This window comes from Nonomuraea sp. NPDC049141 (assembly GCF_040648415.1).
Lineage (GTDB): Bacteria > Actinomycetota > Actinomycetes > Streptosporangiales > Streptosporangiaceae > Nonomuraea.
The window spans coordinates 19,222-38,620 of sequence record NZ_JBEZDR010000001.1 but is presented as its reverse complement, the minus strand read 5'-3'; the positions used below and the strand labels follow the sequence as shown (position 1 = coordinate 38,620).

Below are 19,399 nucleotides of genomic sequence, written 5' to 3'. Positions count from 1 at the left end.
CGCCGTCAGCTGCCGGGGCTGTGTGCCGCCAGTCTCGCGTGCGCGATCGCGGTGGCGGCTTCGACCGTGGTGATGTGCTCGCGGTCCGCCCGCTCGAAGACGTCGGCGACGATCCCTCCCACGCGCTTGACCCGCGCGGTCGAGCGGGCGTCGTCGTGACCGAGCAGCCGGCCCTCCAGATACACCAGCCCTCCGGCGTTGGCGAGGAAGTCCGGCGCGTACAGGATGCCTTTCCCGGCGAGCGCGTCGGCGAGGCCGGGTTCGGCGAGCACGTTGTTCGCGCCTCCGGCGATGACGCGGCATCGCAGCCGGGGGAGCGTCTCCTCCGTCACCACCTCGCCGAGAGCACAGGGCGCGAACACGTCGCAGGAGGCCGAGACGATGTCCTGTGGTGACATCCGCCGCGCGCCGTACCGTTCGGCCACGTCACGGGCGCGTTCGCCGACGAGGTCGGCGATCACCACGTCGGCGGACTCCGCGCGCAGGAGGCGGGTCAGGTGGGAGCCGACGTTGCCGGCTCCCTGAACGGCCACGGTCGTTCCGGCGAGCTCGCCGGAGCCTCGGGCGGCGCGCAGCCCGGCACGGATCGATTCCAGAACCCCCAGCGCCGTGTACGGAGAGGGATCGCCTTTGTCGCAGACGGGCGCGGTCTCGCGGCCGATGACCTCGATGTCCGCCTGCCCGGTTCCGACGTCGTTGACCGGGATGAACCGGCCGCCCAGCGTGGCGATCAACCGGCCGTGGGCGCGCAGCAGGGCTTCGGACTTGTCGCGTGCCGGATCGCCGACGACGATGGCGGCACCGCCGCCGAGGCCGAGCCCCGCGGCCGCGGCCTTCAGCGTCATGGCCCGCGCCAGGCGCAGGCCGTCGGCGAGCGCCTCCGCCTCGCTCGCGTACGGCCACATCCGCACCCCGCCCAGTGCGGGGCCGAGCGTGGTGTCGTGGATGACGATGATCGAGCGCAGCCCGGTGGCCGGGTCGCTCCCGAACACCACCTGTTCCGCGCCTTACTCCTCGATGCGGTCGAACATCGCGGACGGAGAAGGGCGTGTTTTCGGCACACCGCGACCCTAGTCGGCGCTCCACGTATCCCAACCGGCGAACGGAGTTTCCACATCGGCCATCCAGGCGCACGACTGCGCCTCGTCGCCGGGCACCACCTGGATCCCCGGCGACTGGCCGAGCACCCATGGATCACCTTTCCGCCGCGCCCCGGCGAGGCCCGCGGCGGCGGCGCGAATGCCCTCCTGAAGCGCGGTCAGAGAGCCAGCGGCACGGGGTGAATCTCGTCGGCGGGGTGGCCCGACCGCTGGTGGATCCGCTGTACGGCCTCCGCGCTCGGCGCGTCGGACAGGCAGTAGATGAGACCTTCGTCGGGATCCGCCCAGGCCTGCACGAAGGACACTCCCTCCTCTCCCTGGATCGCGAGGTCGGCCTCGTGCGCTTCACGGAACTGCTCGTCGGTGATGCCCACCATGTTGTGGTGGACGTCCATGAACCTCGACATGGGTTCCTCCTGCTGGAGACAGCTGGCGAAATCCCTCCAAGCCTAAATCCGACATACGCCATTAATCATCCCAAGATTCATCAAATGGCATGTCAGGAAATGGTCGCTTATCCGGGTTTAGGGGCCCGCTTATCCCCTCAAAACCGCGCCTCCCTCACCTTTCCGGCATATGATCATCAACACTGTTTCCGACCTCGCGAGGAGTCCACCGTGACCGACAAGTCGGACTTGTGGGCAAACGGCATCGACACAACGCGGCCCAGCATCGCCCGGGCCTATGACGTCGTGCTCAACGGCAAGGACAACTTCGAGGTCGACCGCGCCTTCGTCGCCGAGATCGTGAAGGTCGTCCCGGAGATCTACGATGTGGCCACGTACAACAGGCAGATTCTCGGCCGGGGCGTGCGCCTTCTCTCCGAGCGTGGCATCACGCAGTTCATCGATCTCGGCTCCGGCCTGCCGACAGTGGAGAACACGCATCACGTCGCGCAGCGCGCCAATCCGGAGTCGCACGTGGTCTACGTCGACAACGACCCGATGGTGCTGGCCCACGGCCGGGCGATCCTGGCCGAGAACGACCGGACCGGGGTGGTCACGTCCGACCTGCGCGACCCGGCGGCGATTCTGAGTGACGAGACGGTCAAGCGGCTCATCGACCTGGGCCGGCCGGTGGGCCTGATGCTGGTCGGCATCCTGCACCACCTGCATGACAGCGAGGACCCGAAGGGCATCGTCGATGCCTACATGGCGGCGATCCCCTCGGGCAGCTACCTGTTCATCACCCATTTCTGCTCCGCCACCCAGGACGCGCGCGACGCGGAGAAGAAGTTCCTCGCGCTGCTCGGCACCGGCCGCTTCCGGACCCCCGAGGAGATCACCGGGTTCTTCGACGGGTTCGAACTGCTAGAGCCGGGAGTCGTCCCGCTGCCTCTGTGGCGTCCCGAGGACACCGTCCCCGAGGTGCTCAGCGTCGGTCAGCGCCTCATGTACGGCGGCATCGCCAGGAAGCCCTGACCCGCTAACGCCCGGAGCTCCGCGGGCCGGTGATGAGGAAGACCGCGAGCGCGGCCAGGCAGAGGAACCCGGCGGCGCCGAGACTCGCCACGTTGAAGCCGTGAACGGCCGCCCGGGCGGCTGCCGTGGGATGCGTGCGGAGATAGCCGGCGGCGACCGTCCCGGCGATCGTGCTGAGCAGCGCCGTGCCGAGCGAGGCGCCGATCTGCTGCGAGGTCATGACCATGGCCCCGGCCACGGCGGTGTCGGCCCCCGCGCCGAGGGTCGCGGTGCTGTTGGCGGCGACCAGCACCCACCCGGTTCCGAGGCCGACCAGCGCGAACACCGGGAGCACGTGCGCCCAGTAGCCGCTGTCGACCTGTAGGAGACCGAGGAGCGCGAGGCCGGCGGCGATCGTCAGCAGCCCAGGGCACAGCAGCGATCGCACCGGCGCCCGCATGAGGAGCGGGCTCACCAGGCGTACGCCCAGCATGAGCCCGGCGGTGAGGGGCAGGAAGGCCAGACCCGCCCGGACCGGCGAATAGCCGAGCACGTTCTGCAGATAGAAGGTGAGGAAGAACAGCGCGGCGAACATGCCCACCGCCAGGCTGAGCACCGCCAGATAGGACCCGCTCCGACGCCGGTCGAGGACCACCCGCAGCGGCAGCAGCGGCCCGGCGACCCTGCTCTGCACCCAGACGAACGCGGCGAGCGCCAGGACGCCGACGGCCAGCGCCCCGAGGGTGCTCGCCCCGCCCCAGCCGTCCGGTTCGGCTCGGGCGAAACCCAGGACCAGGGCCATCAGGCCGATGGTCGCCAGCAGCGCCCCGGCGACGTCGACGCGTGCTCCCGCCGCGCGGGGCACGGGACGGACCGCGTAGAGCACACCGGCTCCGGCGACGAAGGCGATCGGCAGGTTCACGTACATGCACCAGTGCCAGTCGAGGTAGTCGGTGAGGACCCCGCCGAGCACGACGCCCACGCCGGAGGAACTGCCCATGACGGTGCCGTAGATCCCGAACGCCTTACCGCGCTCCGCGGGCGTGGGAAAGGTGGCGGCGAGCGTCGCCAGCACGGACGGAGTCACCAGCGCCCCGAAGACACCCTGCAGAGCCCGAGAGGTGAGCAGCATCGCCGGGCCGATCGCCGCACCGCCGATCGCGGAAGCCAGGGCGAACCCGGTCAACCCGATCATCAGGCTGCGCCTGCGGCCGAGGAGATCCGACAGACGGCCGCCCACAAGCAGCAGCCCGCCGTACCCCAGAGCGAAGATCGTGATCACCCACTGCCGGTCCGGATCCGACAGATCCAGTGATCTCTGTACGGACGGCAGCGCGATGTTCATGATCGTCAGGTCCAGTCCGATCATCAGCTGGGCGGTCGCGACCGCGGCCAGCGCCCACCAGCGCCGGGGGACCGGGGCGGCGGGGTCGGAAGGAAGCCGGGAGGAACCGACTGCTGTGGACATGTCACACCTCGCGAAATTGATTGGCTCGGCCAATGTTTGTCGGGCAAACGGTAGCAGGGATCGTGGGGAGCGCCAACGGATTGGCTAGACTTTCCGCATGGAGACAGCCCCCAGCCGCCTGCGCGGGAAAGCAAGCTGGCTGATCAACAAGACCTCGCTGCACGCGCACCGGCTGCTCACCGAGGGGCTGAGTCCGATCGACGCCCGGGGCTACCACTTCGCGATACTCGCCGCGCTGGAGGAGTTCGGCCCCGCGAGCCAGGCGAGCCTCAGTCAGCGCTGCGGGATCGACCGCAGCGACACCGTCGCGATGGTCAACGAGCTCGCCGACCAGAAGCTGGTCGTACGCGCTCCCGATCCGGACGACCGGCGGCGCAACGTCATCACCATGACCCCGGAGGGCCGCCGGCGGCTCGATCAGCTCGACGCCGTACTGGGCGAGGTCCAGCGCGACCTGCTCGCCCCGCTGTCACCCGCCGACCGCGAGCGGCTGGTCGACCTGCTGGGCCGCGTCCTCGACCACCACACCCGCTCGGCGGACTGACAGGGTGGCGTGTCGGCCCATCGGCAGGGGTCACGTGCTATCCTGAACTCAGTTGCAGTTCTGGTACCCAATGAACTTTGTGTGCGCCTGACGGGACGTAGCCCCCTCAGGCGCATTTTGTTTGCCGGTCATTTCCGGATGGGTCATTTCGGCGACGTGGAGCCCGTGACGTGCGGGTTCTGACTACTGCGCCTATCCAAGAGGAGATCGACATGGCGACTGGCACCGTGAAGTGGTTCAACGCAGAAAAGGGCTTCGGCTTCATCGAGCAGGACGGCGGCGGCGCTGACGTCTTCGCCCACTACTCCAACATCGCTGCCCAGGGCTTCCGCGAGCTGCAGGAAGGCCAGAAGGTCAGCTTCGACATCACCCAGGGCCAGAAGGGCCCGCAGGCCGAGAACATCGTTCCCGCCTGACGTTACGCACAACGAGCCGGGGTTCGCACCTGAAGAGGTGCGGGCCCCGGCTCGTCGCGTTGCGGGGCCGAGTCGCGGGCGCGGCGCCCCGTGAGCGTTAATGTCGGCGAAACCGCACGTCACGTGGCCGCGAAACAGCCGGCTGCCATCCTGCCTCCATGAGCGATGCGAAAGATGTAGATCGGGCGCACACTCCTGAGCAGGCCACCGCCTCGTGGAAGCGTGAGGTCGTAGAGCTGGCGGTGCTGTTCGTCGCGGTCGGTCTGGCCCACCTGTTCGCCACTCTTATGGGGCACTCCGCCCCGGGCCCCGCGGTGCTGATCGCCCTCGGTGCGGGGCTGATCGTCTGTGCCTTCGTCCACAAACGGCTCGGCACGCGGCGCGGAACCCGGCGTCACGCCGCCGAGGTGATCGATATCGAGGGAGGCCGGCCCATGAAGCTGTGGCGTATCCGCACTCGGGTGGTCGACCGTCCGGGCCGGCTGGCGGAACTGGCCGCGGCGTTCGCCAGGCTGGACTGCAACGTCCTGGCCCTGCACATCGCCGCGACGGGCAGTAGCGCGATCTCCCCGTCCGGCTGCGACGCGCTGGACGAGTTCGTGGTCGAGACGCCCGCTCAGCTGAGTGAGAAGGACCTGCGGTCGGCGGTCGGAAAGGCCGGCGGGCTCGACATCGTCATCGTCCGCGCGTACGTCAAAGACCTGGTCGATCCCGGAGTCCAGGCCCTCGTCCTGGGCCACGCCGTCAGCGAGGATCCGGAGCAGTTGCCCCATGCGATGGCGGAGCTCCTGCGCGCCACGGACGTCCAATGGCGACTTCCCGGAGACACCGTCGCCGGCGGCGGCGAGTCCGGCACCACCATGGTGATCTCCGTCCATCCCGAACGGGCGCTCCTGGTCAGCCGCCCCGCGTTGCCGTTCACACCGACGGAGGCGGCCCGAGCCGCCGCGCTGGCCGCCAGCGTGAGACAGCGGCGCTACTCCGACTGAACGCCGCAGCCCATGATTACATATAGTCATCATATGATCACAAAGAGTTGATAGATGCTTGCTCGGGCCGTTTCGGGCGGGTGATCGCGGAGCAGGATGAGATCACCCGGGAGCGCATCCAGACAGGACGCCGGGTTCTACGGAAGGAATCGGCAATGTTCAAGAGCTGTCTGCGCCTCCCGCTGGTCGGTGCCGCCGGTGCGCTGGCCGCCACGATGGTGGCCCTTCCCTCGCAGGCCGAGGAGTGCCCGGACTCGACCACCTGTCCCACCACGGTGACCTTCACCGTGACCGCCGAGGACGGCCTGAAGGTCAGCGTGCCGGATTCCAAGCTCATCGGAGATGGCGCGGGGGGCCAGCAGATCACTGCAGTTCTTGGCCCGGTCACCGTGACCGACGAGCGGGCCGCGCTCGTCGCCACCTGGGTGTCGTCGGTGGACGCCTCGGCGGGTGGCTTCACGACGGGCGGTGGCACCCCCGCGGAGACCATTCCCAACACGGATGTTCTGTACTGGTCCGGCACCGCGAGCGCCACCACTGGTACCGGCACCTTCGTCCCCGGCCAGGTCAACGCGGCGGCCGCGCAATCGCTGAACGTATCGCGCACCGCCTACAGCAAGGTCACCGGCTCCGGTGACAACTCCTGCACATGGACCCCGTGGCTCGTCATCAACCTCCCCGCCCAAGCGGTGGCAGGCACCTATACCGGCACGGTGAACCACTCCGTCGCCTAGCTCATATGCCTACCTCGCTGTTGCGCAGGCCCGTCTACACGACGCTGATGGCGCTCCTGCTGCATGTGGTGATCAGCGCTCCCGCGGTCGCGGACTCGGGGAGCCGGGACGGGACGGGTTCGGGCGGCAGGGACGGCATCGGCATCAAGCTGCTGGAGGTCCCCGCCAACCGGATGGACGACCCGCGTTCGCGCGTCTTCATCGTCGACCATGTCAATCCGGGCACCACCTTCACCCGGAGCCTTGAGGTCTACAGCACCTCACGCGAGCCTCAGCACGTGGAGTTGTACGCGGCCGCCGCCGGTATCAGGGGTGGCCGCTTCACCTTCGCGCCGGACCGCACCTCCAACGAGCTGAGCGAGTGGGTCAGGCTCAACCGTTCGTCCGTCGACCTGCCGGCGAACGGCAGGACGCGGGTGAAGGCCACCGTCGCCGTGCCGCAATGGGCCAGCAAGGGAGAGCGGTACGCCGTCGTATGGGCACAGGTCTCCTCCGACAAACCTGGAGCGAAGGGAAACGTGAAGCTCGTCCATCGCGTCGGGATCCGCTCCTATCTCGATGTGGGCTTGGGCGGGGAGCCGCCCTCGGACTTCGAGATCGGCGAGGTGGTGCCGGGGCGAACCGAGGACGGACAGCTGAAGATCGTGGTGGACGTCTCCAACACCGGCGAACGCGCGCTCGACTTCGGCGGAGAGCTGTCGCTGTCGGACGGGCCGAGCTTTCTGCGCGCCGGCCCCTTCCCGGTCAACCGCGACACCACCCTGGCGCCCGGCGACCAGGGAAACGTCGTCGCACTGATGGGCGACGACCTGCCCGCCGGGCCATGGAGGTTCCACCTCACCCTGCGCAGCGGCCGGATCAGCCATACGGCGACCGGAACGCTCACCTTCCCCGAAAAGCCCGGAACGTCGGGCCTGCCGGGGTCATTGGACTCCCCGTGGACGCTGGCCCTCGCGGGCGCCGGGCTGGTAGCCCTCATCGCCGGGGCGGTCCTCCTCGTCGCGTTCCGTCGCTTCCGCGCGCGCCGGCCGAGTCCGACGCGAGGTTCGGCATGACTTCCCGTAATTGATGAGTGCCATTGTTTGTTTTTAATTGCCGCGGCGTCCAGCCCGACTAATCACTTAGGTGGCTTATAGGAGAGATGTCCGATCACCGTGGTGTCGGATTGGTGATGATCCTCTGTCTATGAACATTCTTGTGGCTACAGCGCCTGGCTCACGTTATCTTGTCACGGCGGATACTTCTGTGGACCGGTAGCTCAAGATCGGCAAAGGACGTCGGCTGATGAAAAGCAAGCGCGCCTGGCAGGTCATGCGGAGTTTCGCCGACAAGGCGCTCCTCAACCTGCCCGTCACGGCACTTCTTGGAATGGCGGTCCCGGGCCTGGGGGTCGCGGTCACACTTGTCGATGATCAGGCTCGCGATGCCGTTGTCCTGGCTTTATTGATTTGCGCGGCGCTCGGCGGACTTTCGATATGGCTGAGGCACACGAGCGATGGCGGCTACAAAGAGATCGCCGCGCGAATGGCTCGGACGCTCTCCGGTGGAGGCCTCCCGGTCATTGTCGCCCTCGGCCGGCTGTGCAGTAAGAACGACGCGCTCCAGGCGCAGGCCGCGGCCGATATTCTGATCCACCAGATCGTCGCCGCGGCCAGGCGTACCTGCAGTCATGCCAAGCAACCGAGCTTGACTCGGGCCGCTTACTATAAGTTCGGGCAGGATGGGTATCTACAACTGGTAAGCGCGCTTTGGGGAGTCGGCTCGCCGCGGAGCAGGTTGGGTGTCGATGGTGATCACGATAAAGATCTCCTGCAATTCGCATCGAACCATCTGCGGGTGAAGCGCGTAGATGATATTAGCGGGGAAGATTGTTTCCTCGACGTCCTGGAGATGGGGAAGCCCCGGTATAAGAGCTGTATCGCCAGCTCTGTCGGCGTCAAGGAGGCCGGTCTCAAAGAAGGGCTGCTCGTGGTGGTCTCGCCCGAGGCGAAAGCGTTCGAAGATTCGGATGTAGAAGCGCTCAGACTGCTCGGCGGAGCGCTGGCCGCAGGTCTGGCGCATGTTCGTGCTCTGTGAGACTTTGATGGCAGCGCATCGAAGGGGCAGTCAATGCAGGGAGGGAGCCTAAATGGAAAACGGACCTACTGTGAGTGACGAAGTCATCGAAAGAGCCGAGCAGGTCGCGGACGAGCGGCTTGATGTGGACGAGTATTACACCGACGTCGAACGACGCGCCGTCCTGCTGGTGGAGAAGGAAGCCAAGAGGCGCCGCGCGAGACTTGGACTTCGCTGGCGGGCGACCGGAGCTTGATCGATGGAAGTTCCCCGGGCGGCGGCGCCTCCGTGGATTCAACGGGTATGACTACGCAGCGCAGCCAGTTGCGGACCGTACGTTTGAGGTTGACTCACCTTGGGTCCGGTCAGCCGTTCTGCTCTTGGAACACGTCGGTCACGGCGGCTCCGCGCCGGATTCGCGCTGACCGGCGTCCGCCGTGGCGGGTGCCTCTGAGCTGCGCAGACCCGCGGCGGCGACGGCGATGAAGGCGCAGATCCCGAGCATGGTCGCCCAGACGCCGTGATAGGCGCCGATCACGCCGACGCGGTGCCCCGACAGGACCAGCACGAGCGCCGACACGCCGATGACCGCGCCACAGGCCCGCGAGGTGACGGACAAGGCGGTGCCGGTGGCGAGCCGCGCGGGCGGGATCTCGGCGACGGCGGCTCCACTGAGCGACGTGACCAGCACGGCGATGCCCACCCCGGTGACGACGACCGCGGGGAAGACCACCGTGAGGTAGGCCGGGCCGCCTCCGGTCGCGACCGCCAGGCAGGCCGTGGCGAGCGACAGCAGCACGACACCGCACAGCGCCAGCCTGCGATGCCCGGTTCTCGCCGCCAGCCGTCCGGCGATCGGTGCGGTGAGGACCTGCGCGACCGCTCCTGGAGTGACGGCGAGCCCCGCCTGGGTCTCGGAATATCCCCAGATCCTGGTCAGGAACAGGATGTTGGCCAGCGGCAGGGCGAACATCACCAGGCCGAGCAGGAACATCGCGAGGTTGGCCCGCTGCGTACTCCTGGCCCGGAGGATTCTCAGGTCTACGATGGGAGCGGGGTGCGAGCGGGCCCGCCGGACGAACAGCACGCCGAAGGCGACGCCCGCGACCAGGGCGGTGATCGTACCCGGGCTGCCCGGCCCCCACGCGTCACTCTGCACGATGGCCAGGGAGGGCAGGCCGATGGCCGCCACCAGCAGGATCAGGCCGACGATGTCCGGCAGCCGGGACGGGGTGGACGGGGGCGTGCGGGCCAGGGTCCGCCACGCGCCGGCCAGCACGACGAGCCCGACCGGCAGGTGCAGGAAGAACACCGTGCGCCAGTCCCAGACGCCGACCAGCAGCCCGCCGAGCGAGGGCCCGGAGGCGGTCGCCACCGACTGCGTCGCGCTCCACAGCCCGATCGCCGTGCCACGCCGCTCCGGCGGGTAGTACGGCAGGATCAGGGCCAGGGTCAGCGGGGTGATCACGCCGCCGCCCACGCCCTGCACGACCCTGGCGGCGATCAGGATGCCGGCCGAGGGGGCGACCGCGCACAGGGCGGCGCCGATCACGAACACTGTCAGACCGGCGAGGAAGACCCGGCGATAGCCGAACCGGTCGGCCAGGCCGCCCGCCGGCAGCAGCGCCGCCGTGAACGTGATCGCGTAGCCGTTGAACACCCACGACAGTTCGGGCAGCCCGCTGCTCGGAAAGCTCCGGAGCATGTCGGGGAACGCGATGTTCGCCAGCTGTACGTCGATCGCACCGAGGAAGGCGCTCCCGCACAGCACCGCCAGCGGGAGCGCGCGGGATCCGCGCATCTCAGCTGGACGCCGCGCCGAACCGCTCCCGGAGCTCGACCTTTCGGATCTTGCCGGTGAGGGTCCGTGGCATCGCCTCGACGAGTTCGAGGCGCTCGGGCCAGAACCAGCTGTTCACGCCGGCGTCCTCCAGGTGGGTCCGCAGGTCCTCCAGCGTAGGCGGCTCACCCGACGGCGCCACCACGGCGCACACCAGTTCGACCAGTTTGGGGTCCGGGATGCCGATGAGCGCGATGTCGCGGACGGCGGGGTGCCGGCCGAGCAGCGCCTCGATGTCGCTGACCGGCAGCTTGAGACACATGTTCGCGATGATGACGTCCTTGGTCCGGCCGGAGATGCGCACGCCGCCGTAGCCGTCGTCGCGGGCCAGGTCGCCGGTGTCGAACCAGCCGTCCGGCGTGACCGACTTGGCGTAGATGTCGTCGCGCCGGTAGTAGCCGAGGCATTGGGCCGCGCCGCGTACCTGCAACGCGCCGATCTCTCCGGCCGGGACCGGCTGGTTCTCCTCGTCGACGATGCGCGCCTCCATGCCGGCCACGACGGTGCCGTCGCTCTCGCCCGCCCGCTCCGGCGGGTCTTCGGGCCGGGTCATGGTGACGCCGCCGTTCTCGGTCATGCCCCACAGCGCGTACACCCGTACTCCGAGGATCTCGCTCACCTGCTCCACCAGGTGCGGCGGTACGGGCGCCGAGCCGGACACGAAGATCTGCAGAGTGGGGATCTTCCGCGGATTGGCCTTCTGCTCCTCGCTGATCTCCCGGGCGAAGGGCGGCGTGCCGTAATACATCGTGACGCCGTGCTCGGCCATGAGGTCGAGGTAGACGCCGGGGTTCCAGAGGTCGGCCGTGACCGCGGTGCCGCCCAGCATCAACGCCTGTAGGTACGTCATCACCAGGCCCACATAGTGCATGGAGGTCTGCGCCGTCATGATGACCAGGCTGTCGTCCAGGCCGTACGCGTCCCCGTAGCCGCGGATGGCGGCATGCAGGGTGTTCTGGCTGTGCAGCGCGCCTTTGGGCTCTCCGGTCGTCCCCGAGGTGAACAGGATGAGGAACGGATCGTCCGGGCCCAGCGCGCGCCCGGCCAGGTCCGCGGGGTCACCGGGTTCGGGGTCGAGCAGGTGCTCCTCGAATCCGAGTGACCCGGCTGGGCCGTCGCCGCCGAGGACGACGACGTGCTCCAGGGTCGGGATCTCGCTCGCGAGCGTCATCGCGGTCTCCGCGGTCGGCAGGTCACCGAGGCGGTTCACGGTGATGAAGACGCGCGCCTCGGTCAGCCGGATCATGAAGTCGAGCTCGCGATGCCGGTAGATGGGGAACTGCGGCGCGATACGCGCGCCCACTTTGATGCAGGCCAGCGTCAGGGGCAGCATCTCCCGGCGATTGGGTAATTGGATCGCGACATAATCCCCGGGCCGCACGCCCAGCCGGATCAGGCCGTGGGCGATTCGGTCGGTCAGCCGGTCCAGTTCCGCGTAGGTGACGACGTCGGTACGGCCATCGGCGACCCGTCGGCTGATCAGCGCGGGCTTGCCGGGAAATGCCGCCACGTTATGCCGAAGGTCATCCAGGAAGGTCGCGTTTCGCCACCAGCCGTTGCGCCGATATTCCTCATGTGTGTCCGTCACGGCCATCCGCCTTTCGTCAGGCGCCCCGCGGACGCCTTTGTCTCCTCATTGCCATGAAATTCAAAGTACGGCATATAGGGCGATTCATCGCCGGCCGTTTGATCAGTGTTTCTCCGCAGGGGTGACGAGGAAGAACAGCGTCGGGAGATGGACCGCGACTCCCTCCCACACCTCCGCGCAGACGGCCACGCCCGGCCGGGCGAACGTGCCGGGCGGAGGTTCGGCCACGCGGATCACCGAGCGACGTCCGTCGAGGAGCCTGGCCGCCACGGAGATGTCACCGACGAGGGCGGACCCCGGGCTGATCCACCGGTTGCGGCAGATCTTCATGCCGTTGCCCGTGGCCAGGTCCGTCAGCAGGCCGTTGCGGCCGACGAGCCAGTGGTAGTAGTCGTTCGGGTTGATGATCATCGCGTGCGGCGTGGCGCCTGACTGTTCGACCTCGTCACAGGCCGCCAGGACTCCGGCGACGTAGTCGGTGTCGTAGGGGAGCCGGGCGATCTCCGGGTGGTCGAGCAGGAGGTTGGTCAGCGCGAGGTTCTCCGCGGTGGCGAGCCGTACCAGGAGCCGGTAGTCGAGGAAGGTGGCCAGCGCGGCCGGGTCGTCGGCCAGCCCGTCGGGGATCTGGACCCATGCCCGGATCGGGTGCACCCCGGCCTCGGCCATGCCGAACCTGAACGCCGCCTCGCGGCGGACGTCGGAGTCGCGTACCGCCTTCCGCTCCTCCTCGCTGGGCCGGGACTCGGTCCAGAACCGGGCGACGTCGTCGGCCGGGCGGACCTTGAGCAGGTTGCGCACGGTCAGCCGGGGCCGGTCCTTGGTCGGCTCGTGTGCCTCGGTGATGGTGTAGTCGAAGGTCACCTCCGCGTGGCTGGGATCGGCCGCGAACGCCCGCGCGAATGCCTCGCCCGGGGACTGCTTCACGGTCGGCGCGCCGGCTGGGGCTGTGTCCGTTGACATGGGTGCTCCCGGTCAGAAGTCGTGCTGGATGAGCCGCTGGTAGAAGGGCAGATGGTGGTCGTAGAACGCCTTGAGGGCGGGGTGGTTGTCGACGGTGTCCGGGTAGGTGTTCCGGCGGTCCTCGAAGCCGGCGCTGCTGCTTGCGTCGAGATGCCATCGGCGGGTTCGCCGCCACTCGGGCCGATCCCCTGAGTCCCACGAGAGCGCCCCGGGGAGGAACGGCAGGCCGGCGTACTCGCAGAAGACCTCGGCCACCTTCGCCGGCTCCCGCACCAGCCGTTCCGTGCGGATGACGAGCGGCCTGCGCCCGGTGGCCGACCAGACCAGCTCGAACAGCCGGTGCAGGCGCTCGTAGCCGATCTCCGCGCAGGTCACCGCCGGTTTGATCGCGTAGTGCGAGCTGATGGTCGGCTTGGGGTCGCGGACGATGAAGGTGTGGACGATCCCGGCTAGCTCGCCGGGGTGGTCGAAGAGGTAGGGGTACTCGTAGTCGAGGACCTCCTTGACGAACACCGGCCGCACGCGGGCCAGCTCTTTGAGGCCCATGAGAAGGTCCTTCTCCGAGCGTGCCATCGCCTGGCCGCCGAGCGGGACCGCTCCTTCCTCGGTCAGGGCGAGGAACGGCTCGTGCAGGACGGTCACATCGCCGCGCTCGATCATCATGCGCAGGAACGCCGTCGAGGCGGAGCGGGAGTGCGCCCACATGATGATCACCGGGTTCACCCCGACCACCAGGCCGGGACGCGGTCCCAGCGGTGCCCGCGGAGCTCCTGGAGCAGCGCTTCATCGAGCGGCCGGCCGTCGCTGACCGCGAGGTTCGCCCGTACATGTGCGGGTCGGCGCATGCCCGGGATGACCGTGCTGACCGCCGGATGGTTGAGGATGAACCGCAGGGCGAGTTCGGGGAGCGACGTGCCCTCGGGGACGGCCGCCTTGAGGCGCTCGGCCCGTTCGACGCTCGGCTGGAGGTTCTCCGCGCAGAAGTAGGTGCTGCGCCAGTCCTCCTCCGGCCAGGTGCTTTCGGCGGTCAGCGTGCCGGTGAGCGTGCCCTCGTCGAACGGGACGCGAGCGATGATCCCGATGCCGTCGCGCAGCGCGCGGTCGAACAGCTCGTCCTCGGGCGCCTGGTCGAAGATGTTGTAGATCACCTGGATGACGTCGATGAGACCGGTGTCGAGGGCGGCGAAACAGTTGGCCGGTTCCCACCGGTTGACGCTGATGCCGACCGCGTCGATGACCCCTTCACGCTTGAGGTCGGTGACGGCCTCCTGCCAGCGCTCGTCGGCCGCCCACCGGTCCTCCCAGGTGTGGAACTGCATCAGGTCGATGCGCGCCACTCCGAGGTTCTCCAGGCTTCTGTACGTGTACTCCCTGATGTGGTCGGCGGGGTAGGCGTCGTCGAGGGTGTCGTCCGGTCCCGGCGGCCATTCGCGGTTCTTCGGGGGGATCTTCGTGGCGACGTACAGCCTCCGGTCGGGATGGCGGCGGAGCAGCGCGCCGAGCAACTGCTCGCTGATCCCTCGCCCGTACACCCAGGCCGTGTCGAAGAAGGTGCAGCCCAGCGCGACTGCCTCGTCGAGGCAGCGGGGGGCGACGTCGTAGTCCCAGCCGGTGAAGTTGCCGGGGCCGCCGCCGATGCCCCACATGCCGTATCCGACCTCGCTGACTTCCCAGCCGAGGTTTCCCATCTTGCGGTGTCGCATCCCTTGAACCCTCTTGTTCTCAGCCGGTGGGGACCTGTCGATGTCCTTTCACCGCGCGGCCGCTCGCCAGCCGGGCGTGGTACGCGGTGATCGAGCCGTCCAGGCTGCCGTCGTCGAGCTGCCACCGCTGTTCGAGCCGGCGGCACTCGTCCTTGCGGAACAGCGCGGGGTTGTCGGTCAGCAGGCCGGCGAACGCCTGCTTCAGTCCGTCCTCGTCCGCGCCCCGCGGGGTGGGCAGGAGCGAGGCGAGCGTGGTCAGCTCACGGTCAGCGGTCGTCCGGCCCGCCTCGCGGACCAGCGTCACGAAGTCCCCGCACGGGATCGGCGCGATGGCCGCGCCGGCGCGCGCCAGGACGTCGTCGAAGCAGACGCTCTCCGCGCGGAAGACGTGCAGGGTACGGCCCCAGACGGCGCGGTCGCACACCGCCGCCGCCACCCGGGCCGCCACATAGTCGACCGGGGTGTAGTCGGACCGCGTGGCTACGTCCGGCCGGACGCCCAGCCGCAGGAAGGCCGACAGCAGCAGATGGGTGAACGCCACTGGATTCGGATATCCGTTGTCCGCGCTCGGCATCACCTCGCCGAGCCTGAGCACGGTGACCAACGCGCCCCGGCGCCGGGCCTCGGCGAGGTACCGTTCGGCGATCCACTTGGACCGGCTGTACCCGCCGGCGGGCGTCCTGGCCAGGGACGGTTCGTAGTCCTCGGGGAGCCGGTCGTCGTGCCGGAGCGCCTCGTCCTGGAGCGCCGCGAGCGTCGACACATAGTGCACCGGTACGGGCCGGTAGGCCATCGCGAGCCGGACCAGCTCGATGGTGCCCCGGACGTTGACCTGACGATGGGCGCGGTAGTCGAACAGGAAGTTGACCAGGGCGCCGTTGTGCAGCACCAGGTCGCAGGTGCGTGCCAGGTGTTCCCAGGTACGGGCGGACAGCCCGAGGCCCGGTAACGCCAGGTCGCCCGCGTACCCCTCAAGCCGGTCGGCGAACCGCGGCTCCCACAGACCCCGCTCGATGAGCGCGCCGACGACCCGCGCGGTCGCGGCGGCGTCGTCGGCGGCCCGGGCGAGGCAGCGTACCCGCAGGTCGGTGCGGGCCAGCAGCTCATGGACCAGGCGGCTGCCGACGAAGCCGGTCGCCCCGGTGACCAGGACGGTCCGCAGCTTCCCCGACCGGTCGGCGGGCCGGACGGGCTCACTCTCGGGCACCGTCGCGTCGCGGGCCATGAGCACGGACTCGTCCTCGATGGCCACGCCGTCGCGCCGCCGCCGTTCGATCAGCGGCGTCAGCTCGTCCGCGGTGGGGTGGTCGTAGAGATCCTTGACGTCGACCCGTACGCCGCACTCCGCGGTGATCATGTGCACCACGGACAAGGCCTGGATGGAGTCGCCGCCCGCCTCCGCGAAGTGCGCGTCGGCGGTGAGGCCGGGCCGGCCGAGCGCCGACCGTAGCGTCCGCAGGACCTGGTCGGCCAGGGTCGCCGTCGGCGCGCTCTCGGCCAGCCGGGCGGTGTCCTCGGTGAGCCGGCCGTCGAGGACCGCCTGGAGCCGCCCGCGGTCGACCTTGCCGTTGTCGTTCAGCGGCATCTCCGGCAGCAGGAAGAAGTAGCGGGGCATGCTGGTCCTGGGCAGGGTGCGGCCCAAATGCTCGCGAAGTCCGGCCTCGGTGAGGCCGCCGCCGGAGGCGAACAAGGCCAGCGCTTTTGTCCCTGCCTGCTCGGCCACCAGGACCTCGGCCTGCCGGACGCCGGGGCACCTCTCGGCCGCAACCTCGATCTCGCCCAGCTCGATCCGGACACCGTGGATCTTGACCTGGAAGTCCTTGCGCCCGGAGAAGAACAACCGGCCTTCGTCATCCAGATGACCGAGATCGCCGGTGAGATAGAGCCGGTCTCCGGGGATGTCCTCCGGGAACGGATTGCGGACGAACGCCTTGGCGGTGGCGGCGGGGTCACCCAAGTACCCCTCGCCGAGGCAGTCGCCACCGATGACGATCTCCCCGGTGGCGCCCGGTGGCACCGGACGCAGGTCGTCGTCGACCACCACGGCATAGCAGTTGTCGATCGGGCGGCCCAGCGGAATCGTGTCCCCATCTGCGGCGGACACGCGGTGGAAGACCATCCCGATGGACGCCTCCGTCGGCCCGTAGCCATTGGTCACCTGAAGGCCCGGCAGCAGCGCCAGCAGCCGGTGCACCGCCTGCGAGTTGACCGCCTCGCTGCCGACGATGAGCCGCCGGAGCGACGAGAGCTTCCGCAGCGCCTGCTCGTCGCTGTCCACGATGGCCACCAGCGCGTTGAAGACGCTGGAGACGAAGTCCGCGGTCGTGATGCCGTACTCGGCGATCAGGTCGATGGTGTGCTGCAGGTTGAGGAACTCACCCTGTACGGGCAGGACGGTGTGGCCGCCCGTGGTCAGCGGCCAGAACAACTGCCAGAGCGAGGAGTCGGAGGTGTGCCTGCTGTTCTGCAGGACCACGTCGTCACCGGTCGCGGCGAAGTACCGCGTCATGAAGCGAAACCGGTTGGTCAGCCCCGCGTGCCGGTTCATCGCGCACTTCGGCGTGCCCGTGGTGCCCGAGGTGAAGTAGCCGTAGATCAGGTCATCGGGGTCCACCGCCACCGGCGCGCGCCGGGGCGCCGGGTCGATCCGGCCGACCTCGACGGTGACCGCGCGATGCCGTAACTCCCGCGGCAGCGAATCGGCGGTGGCGCACAGGATCGGCCCAGCCGGCAGCACCCCGAAGGTGCTGCGGATCCGGTCCTCCGGCCACGAGGGGTCGAGCGGTACGAAGGCGGCGCCCAGCTTCATCAGCGCCAGGTAGGTGACGGGCAGTTCCAGCGAGTTGACCAGCAGGACCGCGATCACGTCGCCCTTGCCCACGTCGCGCTCGGCCAGTGTGCCCGCCAGGCCGTTCACCAGCCCGTCCAACTGCCGATAAGTGAGCATCCGGCCGTCGAATGTCACCGCCGGGCGCTCGGGATGGCGGTCGACCTGCTCCTCGATAAGCGCCCAGATCGGTTGGAACGTACCGAAGTCAACTGCTTGGCCGGCAAAGCTCTGGAGTCCGGTCATCTCCACCTCTCCCCAAGGAATGCCCCCATGCCGGCCGGGCCCCTTCTGAACCTGGGCCGGTGCCACGCCCCTGCCGCCTGACTCATAGGCGTTCCATGTCGTTCCATGTGCGCAGGTCAAGCAGTGGGCGTTCTGGTGAGAGGTGGGCGTACGCGGCATCCGGCGGTGCGCGCAGCGCCGCCGCGGCGGCGATCCGGCCGACGGCCGGTGCGGTCTGAACCCCGTAACCACTGAGCGCGGCCAGCCAGACGAAGCCCGGCGCGTCCGGTGTCCCGCCGACCACCGGCGTCTCGTCCGCCACCGCGCTACGCAGGCCGGCCCACGCGTGCCGGACGCTGCGGATCTCCAACGTGGTGGCCTGGTGTAATCGCTCCACGGCGATCGCGATGTCAAGGTCATCGGGACGGACGTCACCGGGCGGCATCGGTGTCGCGTCGGCCGGCGAGATGAGCAGCCGGCCCGACTCGGGCTTGAAGTAGAAGGTGTCCGCCACGTCGGTGACCATCGGCCAGCGGGCCGCGTCGACTCCGCCGGGCGGATCGGTGAGGAAGGCGGTGCGGCGTAGTGGCCGCAGGCCGACGGGCCGCACCCCCGCGAGCTCGGCCACCTCGTCGGCCCACGCGCCGGCCGCGTTGACCACGGTCGGCGCGGCGAACTCGCCCGCGTCGGTGACCGCCCGCCAGAGCCCGCCGCGCCGGGACAGCCCCCGCACCCGCGCCGAGGTGATCACCTGGCCGCCGCGCGCCCGGATGCCGCGGAGAAAGCCCTGGTGGAGCGCGTCCACGTCGATGTCCATCGCCGCGGGTTTCAGCATGGCGCGGCTGTACCAGCGGGACCGCACGATCGGGCAGCGCCGACGCACCTCGTCGGGGTCGATCTCACGGACCGGAGTGGGGGCCGACAGCCCGTCGGCCAGCATCTCGGCGAACCGCTCGGCCGCGTCCACCGCGCCGGCCGGGCACAACGTCAGCACGCCACGCGGGGTCAGCAGCGGACCGTCCGTGAAGCCGGGCGGTGGTGTGGTGAGAAACGGGCGGCTCGCGGCGGTGAGCGCTCGTACGGCCTGGTTGCCGAAATACTCGGAGAAGAGCGCGGCGGACCGTCCGGTCGAGTGATAGCCGGGGGCGTGCTCCATCTCGAGCAGCGTCACGCTGCCGGACTCGGCGAGGAAGTATCCGGCACTGGCACCGGCGACCCCGCCGCCCACGATGAGAAAGTCTCTCACGGTGGTAATCGATCATACTTCCGGCTTGACTCGCAAATATTTTCTACATTCCTGACTATTCGTCGATTGTCTGGCGAGAGTCTGGGCGGCGCGGCGGGTATGCGATAAGCGCAGGTCGCGATTATGGCGCATGACATTAAGCAAGGAACGATCTGTCCGAAACTTATTCCGGTCAAATTAGACAAATAACGTGAAGGGCCACTATCTTCCCTGTTTCGGGATATGGACGTCTTTTAGTGGAGTTTAGCGATTGCTGAAAATTCTGGCGTTATGGAGCGTTCCTGGGAACCGTACATCTCGATGG

The 19,399-nt window shown here is 68.8% G+C and carries 18 protein-coding genes; 8 read left to right on the top strand and 10 right to left on the bottom strand.

From position 1 onward, the window contains the following. Window positions 1-5: 5 nt before the first annotated feature. Window positions 6-995 (bottom strand): Glu/Leu/Phe/Val dehydrogenase dimerization domain-containing protein, encoded by a 990-nt coding sequence (locus AB0B91_RS00185; protein ID WP_358312353.1) that lies wholly within the window; start codon window positions 993-995, stop codon window positions 6-8. Between the two features lie 263 nt (window positions 996-1,258). After that, window positions 1,259-1,507 carry an SCO4226 family nickel-binding protein gene (locus AB0B91_RS00180; protein ID WP_358312350.1) on the bottom strand — a complete coding sequence of 83 codons (249 nt, stop codon included), beginning with the start codon at window positions 1,505-1,507 and terminating at the stop codon, window positions 1,259-1,261. 210 nt (window positions 1,508-1,717) lie between these two features. Here AB0B91_RS00180 and AB0B91_RS00175 point away from each other — a divergent pair, with 210 nt between their 5' ends. Continuing rightward, window positions 1,718-2,521: an SAM-dependent methyltransferase gene (locus AB0B91_RS00175; RefSeq protein ID WP_358312348.1), complete on the top strand. Its 804-nt coding sequence runs from the start codon at window positions 1,718-1,720 to the stop codon at window positions 2,519-2,521. Window positions 2,522-2,525: 4 nt separating this feature from the next. Here AB0B91_RS00175 and AB0B91_RS00170 read toward each other — a convergent pair whose 3' ends face one another. Further along, complete coding sequence (locus AB0B91_RS00170) at window positions 2,526-3,968, bottom strand: MFS transporter (RefSeq protein ID WP_358312345.1); 1,443 nt, start codon at window positions 3,966-3,968, stop codon at window positions 2,526-2,528. Window positions 3,969-4,065: 97 nt separating this feature from the next. On the opposite strand from AB0B91_RS00170, the gene AB0B91_RS00165 reads away from it, so the two are divergent. The 7 genes from AB0B91_RS00165 (at window position 4,066) to AB0B91_RS00135 (ending at window position 8,962) form a co-directional block, all read left to right on the top strand. Then, on the top strand, window positions 4,066-4,512 hold the full coding sequence (locus AB0B91_RS00165; RefSeq protein WP_358312342.1) for a MarR family transcriptional regulator: 447 nt from the start codon (window positions 4,066-4,068) through the stop codon (window positions 4,510-4,512). A gap of 212 nt (window positions 4,513-4,724) precedes the next feature. Then, on the top strand, window positions 4,725-4,928 hold the full coding sequence (locus tag AB0B91_RS00160; protein ID WP_030475722.1) for a cold-shock protein: 204 nt from the start codon (window positions 4,725-4,727) through the stop codon (window positions 4,926-4,928). 158 nt (window positions 4,929-5,086) lie between these two features. Beyond that, complete coding sequence (locus AB0B91_RS00155; protein ID WP_358312339.1) at window positions 5,087-5,917, top strand: ACT domain-containing protein; 831 nt, start codon at window positions 5,087-5,089, stop codon at window positions 5,915-5,917. An 80-nt stretch (window positions 5,918-5,997) separates the two neighbouring features. After that, window positions 5,998-6,651, top strand: a complete 654-nt coding sequence (locus tag AB0B91_RS00150; RefSeq protein ID WP_358312336.1) for a hypothetical protein — start codon at window positions 5,998-6,000, stop codon at window positions 6,649-6,651. A 5-nt stretch (window positions 6,652-6,656) separates the two neighbouring features. Beyond that, window positions 6,657-7,706 carry a hypothetical protein gene (locus AB0B91_RS00145; RefSeq protein ID WP_358312333.1) on the top strand — a complete coding sequence of 350 codons (1,050 nt, stop codon included), beginning with the start codon at window positions 6,657-6,659 and terminating at the stop codon, window positions 7,704-7,706. 229 nt (window positions 7,707-7,935) lie between these two features. Beyond that, window positions 7,936-8,727, top strand: a complete 792-nt coding sequence (locus tag AB0B91_RS00140) for a hypothetical protein (protein WP_358312330.1) — start codon at window positions 7,936-7,938, stop codon at window positions 8,725-8,727. Between the two features lie 70 nt (window positions 8,728-8,797). Next, window positions 8,798-8,962: a hypothetical protein gene (locus AB0B91_RS00135; RefSeq protein ID WP_358312327.1), complete on the top strand. Its 165-nt coding sequence runs from the start codon at window positions 8,798-8,800 to the stop codon at window positions 8,960-8,962. Window positions 8,963-9,100: 138 nt separating this feature from the next. On the opposite strand, the gene AB0B91_RS00130 is transcribed toward AB0B91_RS00135, so the two are convergent. From AB0B91_RS00130 to AB0B91_RS00100, 7 genes are all read right to left on the bottom strand, one after another. Beyond that, window positions 9,101-10,507 carry a DHA2 family efflux MFS transporter permease subunit gene (locus tag AB0B91_RS00130; RefSeq protein ID WP_358312324.1) on the bottom strand — a complete coding sequence of 469 codons (1,407 nt, stop codon included), beginning with the start codon at window positions 10,505-10,507 and terminating at the stop codon, window positions 9,101-9,103. A gap of 1 nt (window position 10,508) precedes the next feature. Continuing rightward, entirely contained in the window at window positions 10,509-12,134 is a 1,626-nt protein-coding gene (locus tag AB0B91_RS00125) for an AMP-binding protein (protein ID WP_358312321.1), read from the bottom strand. A gap of 102 nt (window positions 12,135-12,236) precedes the next feature. Next, the gene (locus AB0B91_RS00120) at window positions 12,237-13,094 is read right to left on the bottom strand and encodes a family 3 encapsulin nanocompartment shell protein (RefSeq protein ID WP_358312318.1); all 858 of its coding nucleotides are present in this window, start codon (window positions 13,092-13,094) and stop codon (window positions 12,237-12,239) included. Between the two features lie 12 nt (window positions 13,095-13,106). After that, window positions 13,107-13,817: a sulfotransferase family protein gene (locus AB0B91_RS00115; protein WP_358312315.1), complete on the bottom strand. Its 711-nt coding sequence runs from the start codon at window positions 13,815-13,817 to the stop codon at window positions 13,107-13,109. Next, window positions 13,814-14,797 (bottom strand): aldo/keto reductase, encoded by a 984-nt coding sequence (locus AB0B91_RS00110; protein WP_358312312.1) that lies wholly within the window; start codon window positions 14,795-14,797, stop codon window positions 13,814-13,816. The genes AB0B91_RS00115 and AB0B91_RS00110 overlap by 4 nt, the downstream gene beginning before the upstream one ends. 19 nt (window positions 14,798-14,816) lie before the next feature. After that, a complete protein-coding gene (locus AB0B91_RS00105) occupies window positions 14,817-17,870 on the bottom strand; it encodes an amino acid adenylation domain-containing protein (RefSeq protein WP_358312309.1) in 3,054 nt (1,017 codons plus the stop codon). An 82-nt stretch (window positions 17,871-17,952) separates the two neighbouring features. Then, window positions 17,953-19,095, bottom strand: coding sequence for an FAD-binding oxidoreductase (locus AB0B91_RS00100; RefSeq protein ID WP_358312306.1), 1,143 nt, complete (start codon window positions 19,093-19,095; stop codon window positions 17,953-17,955). Window positions 19,096-19,399: the final 304 nt, after the last annotated feature.

Coding starts and splice junctions, on each gene's coding strand:
- AB0B91_RS00145 (WP_358312333.1), top strand. CDS start 6,657: ATGCCTACCTCGCTGTTGCGCAGGCCCGTCTACACGACGCTGATGGCG.
- AB0B91_RS00180 (WP_358312350.1), bottom strand. CDS start 1,507: ATGTCGAGGTTCATGGACGTCCACCACAACATGGTGGGCATCACCGAC.
- AB0B91_RS00170 (WP_358312345.1), bottom strand. CDS start 3,968: ATGTCCACAGCAGTCGGTTCCTCCCGGCTTCCTTCCGACCCCGCCGCC.
- AB0B91_RS00110 (WP_358312312.1), bottom strand. CDS start 14,797: ATGCGACACCGCAAGATGGGAAACCTCGGCTGGGAAGTCAGCGAGGTC.
- AB0B91_RS00165 (WP_358312342.1), top strand. CDS start 4,066: ATGGAGACAGCCCCCAGCCGCCTGCGCGGGAAAGCAAGCTGGCTGATC.
- AB0B91_RS00130 (WP_358312324.1), bottom strand. CDS start 10,507: ATGCGCGGATCCCGCGCGCTCCCGCTGGCGGTGCTGTGCGGGAGCGCC.
- AB0B91_RS00160 (WP_030475722.1), top strand. CDS start 4,725: ATGGCGACTGGCACCGTGAAGTGGTTCAACGCAGAAAAGGGCTTCGGC.
- AB0B91_RS00120 (WP_358312318.1), bottom strand. CDS start 13,094: ATGTCAACGGACACAGCCCCAGCCGGCGCGCCGACCGTGAAGCAGTCC.
- AB0B91_RS00105 (WP_358312309.1), bottom strand. CDS start 17,870: ATGACCGGACTCCAGAGCTTTGCCGGCCAAGCAGTTGACTTCGGTACG.
- AB0B91_RS00155 (WP_358312339.1), top strand. CDS start 5,087: ATGAGCGATGCGAAAGATGTAGATCGGGCGCACACTCCTGAGCAGGCC.
- AB0B91_RS00140 (WP_358312330.1), top strand. CDS start 7,936: ATGAAAAGCAAGCGCGCCTGGCAGGTCATGCGGAGTTTCGCCGACAAG.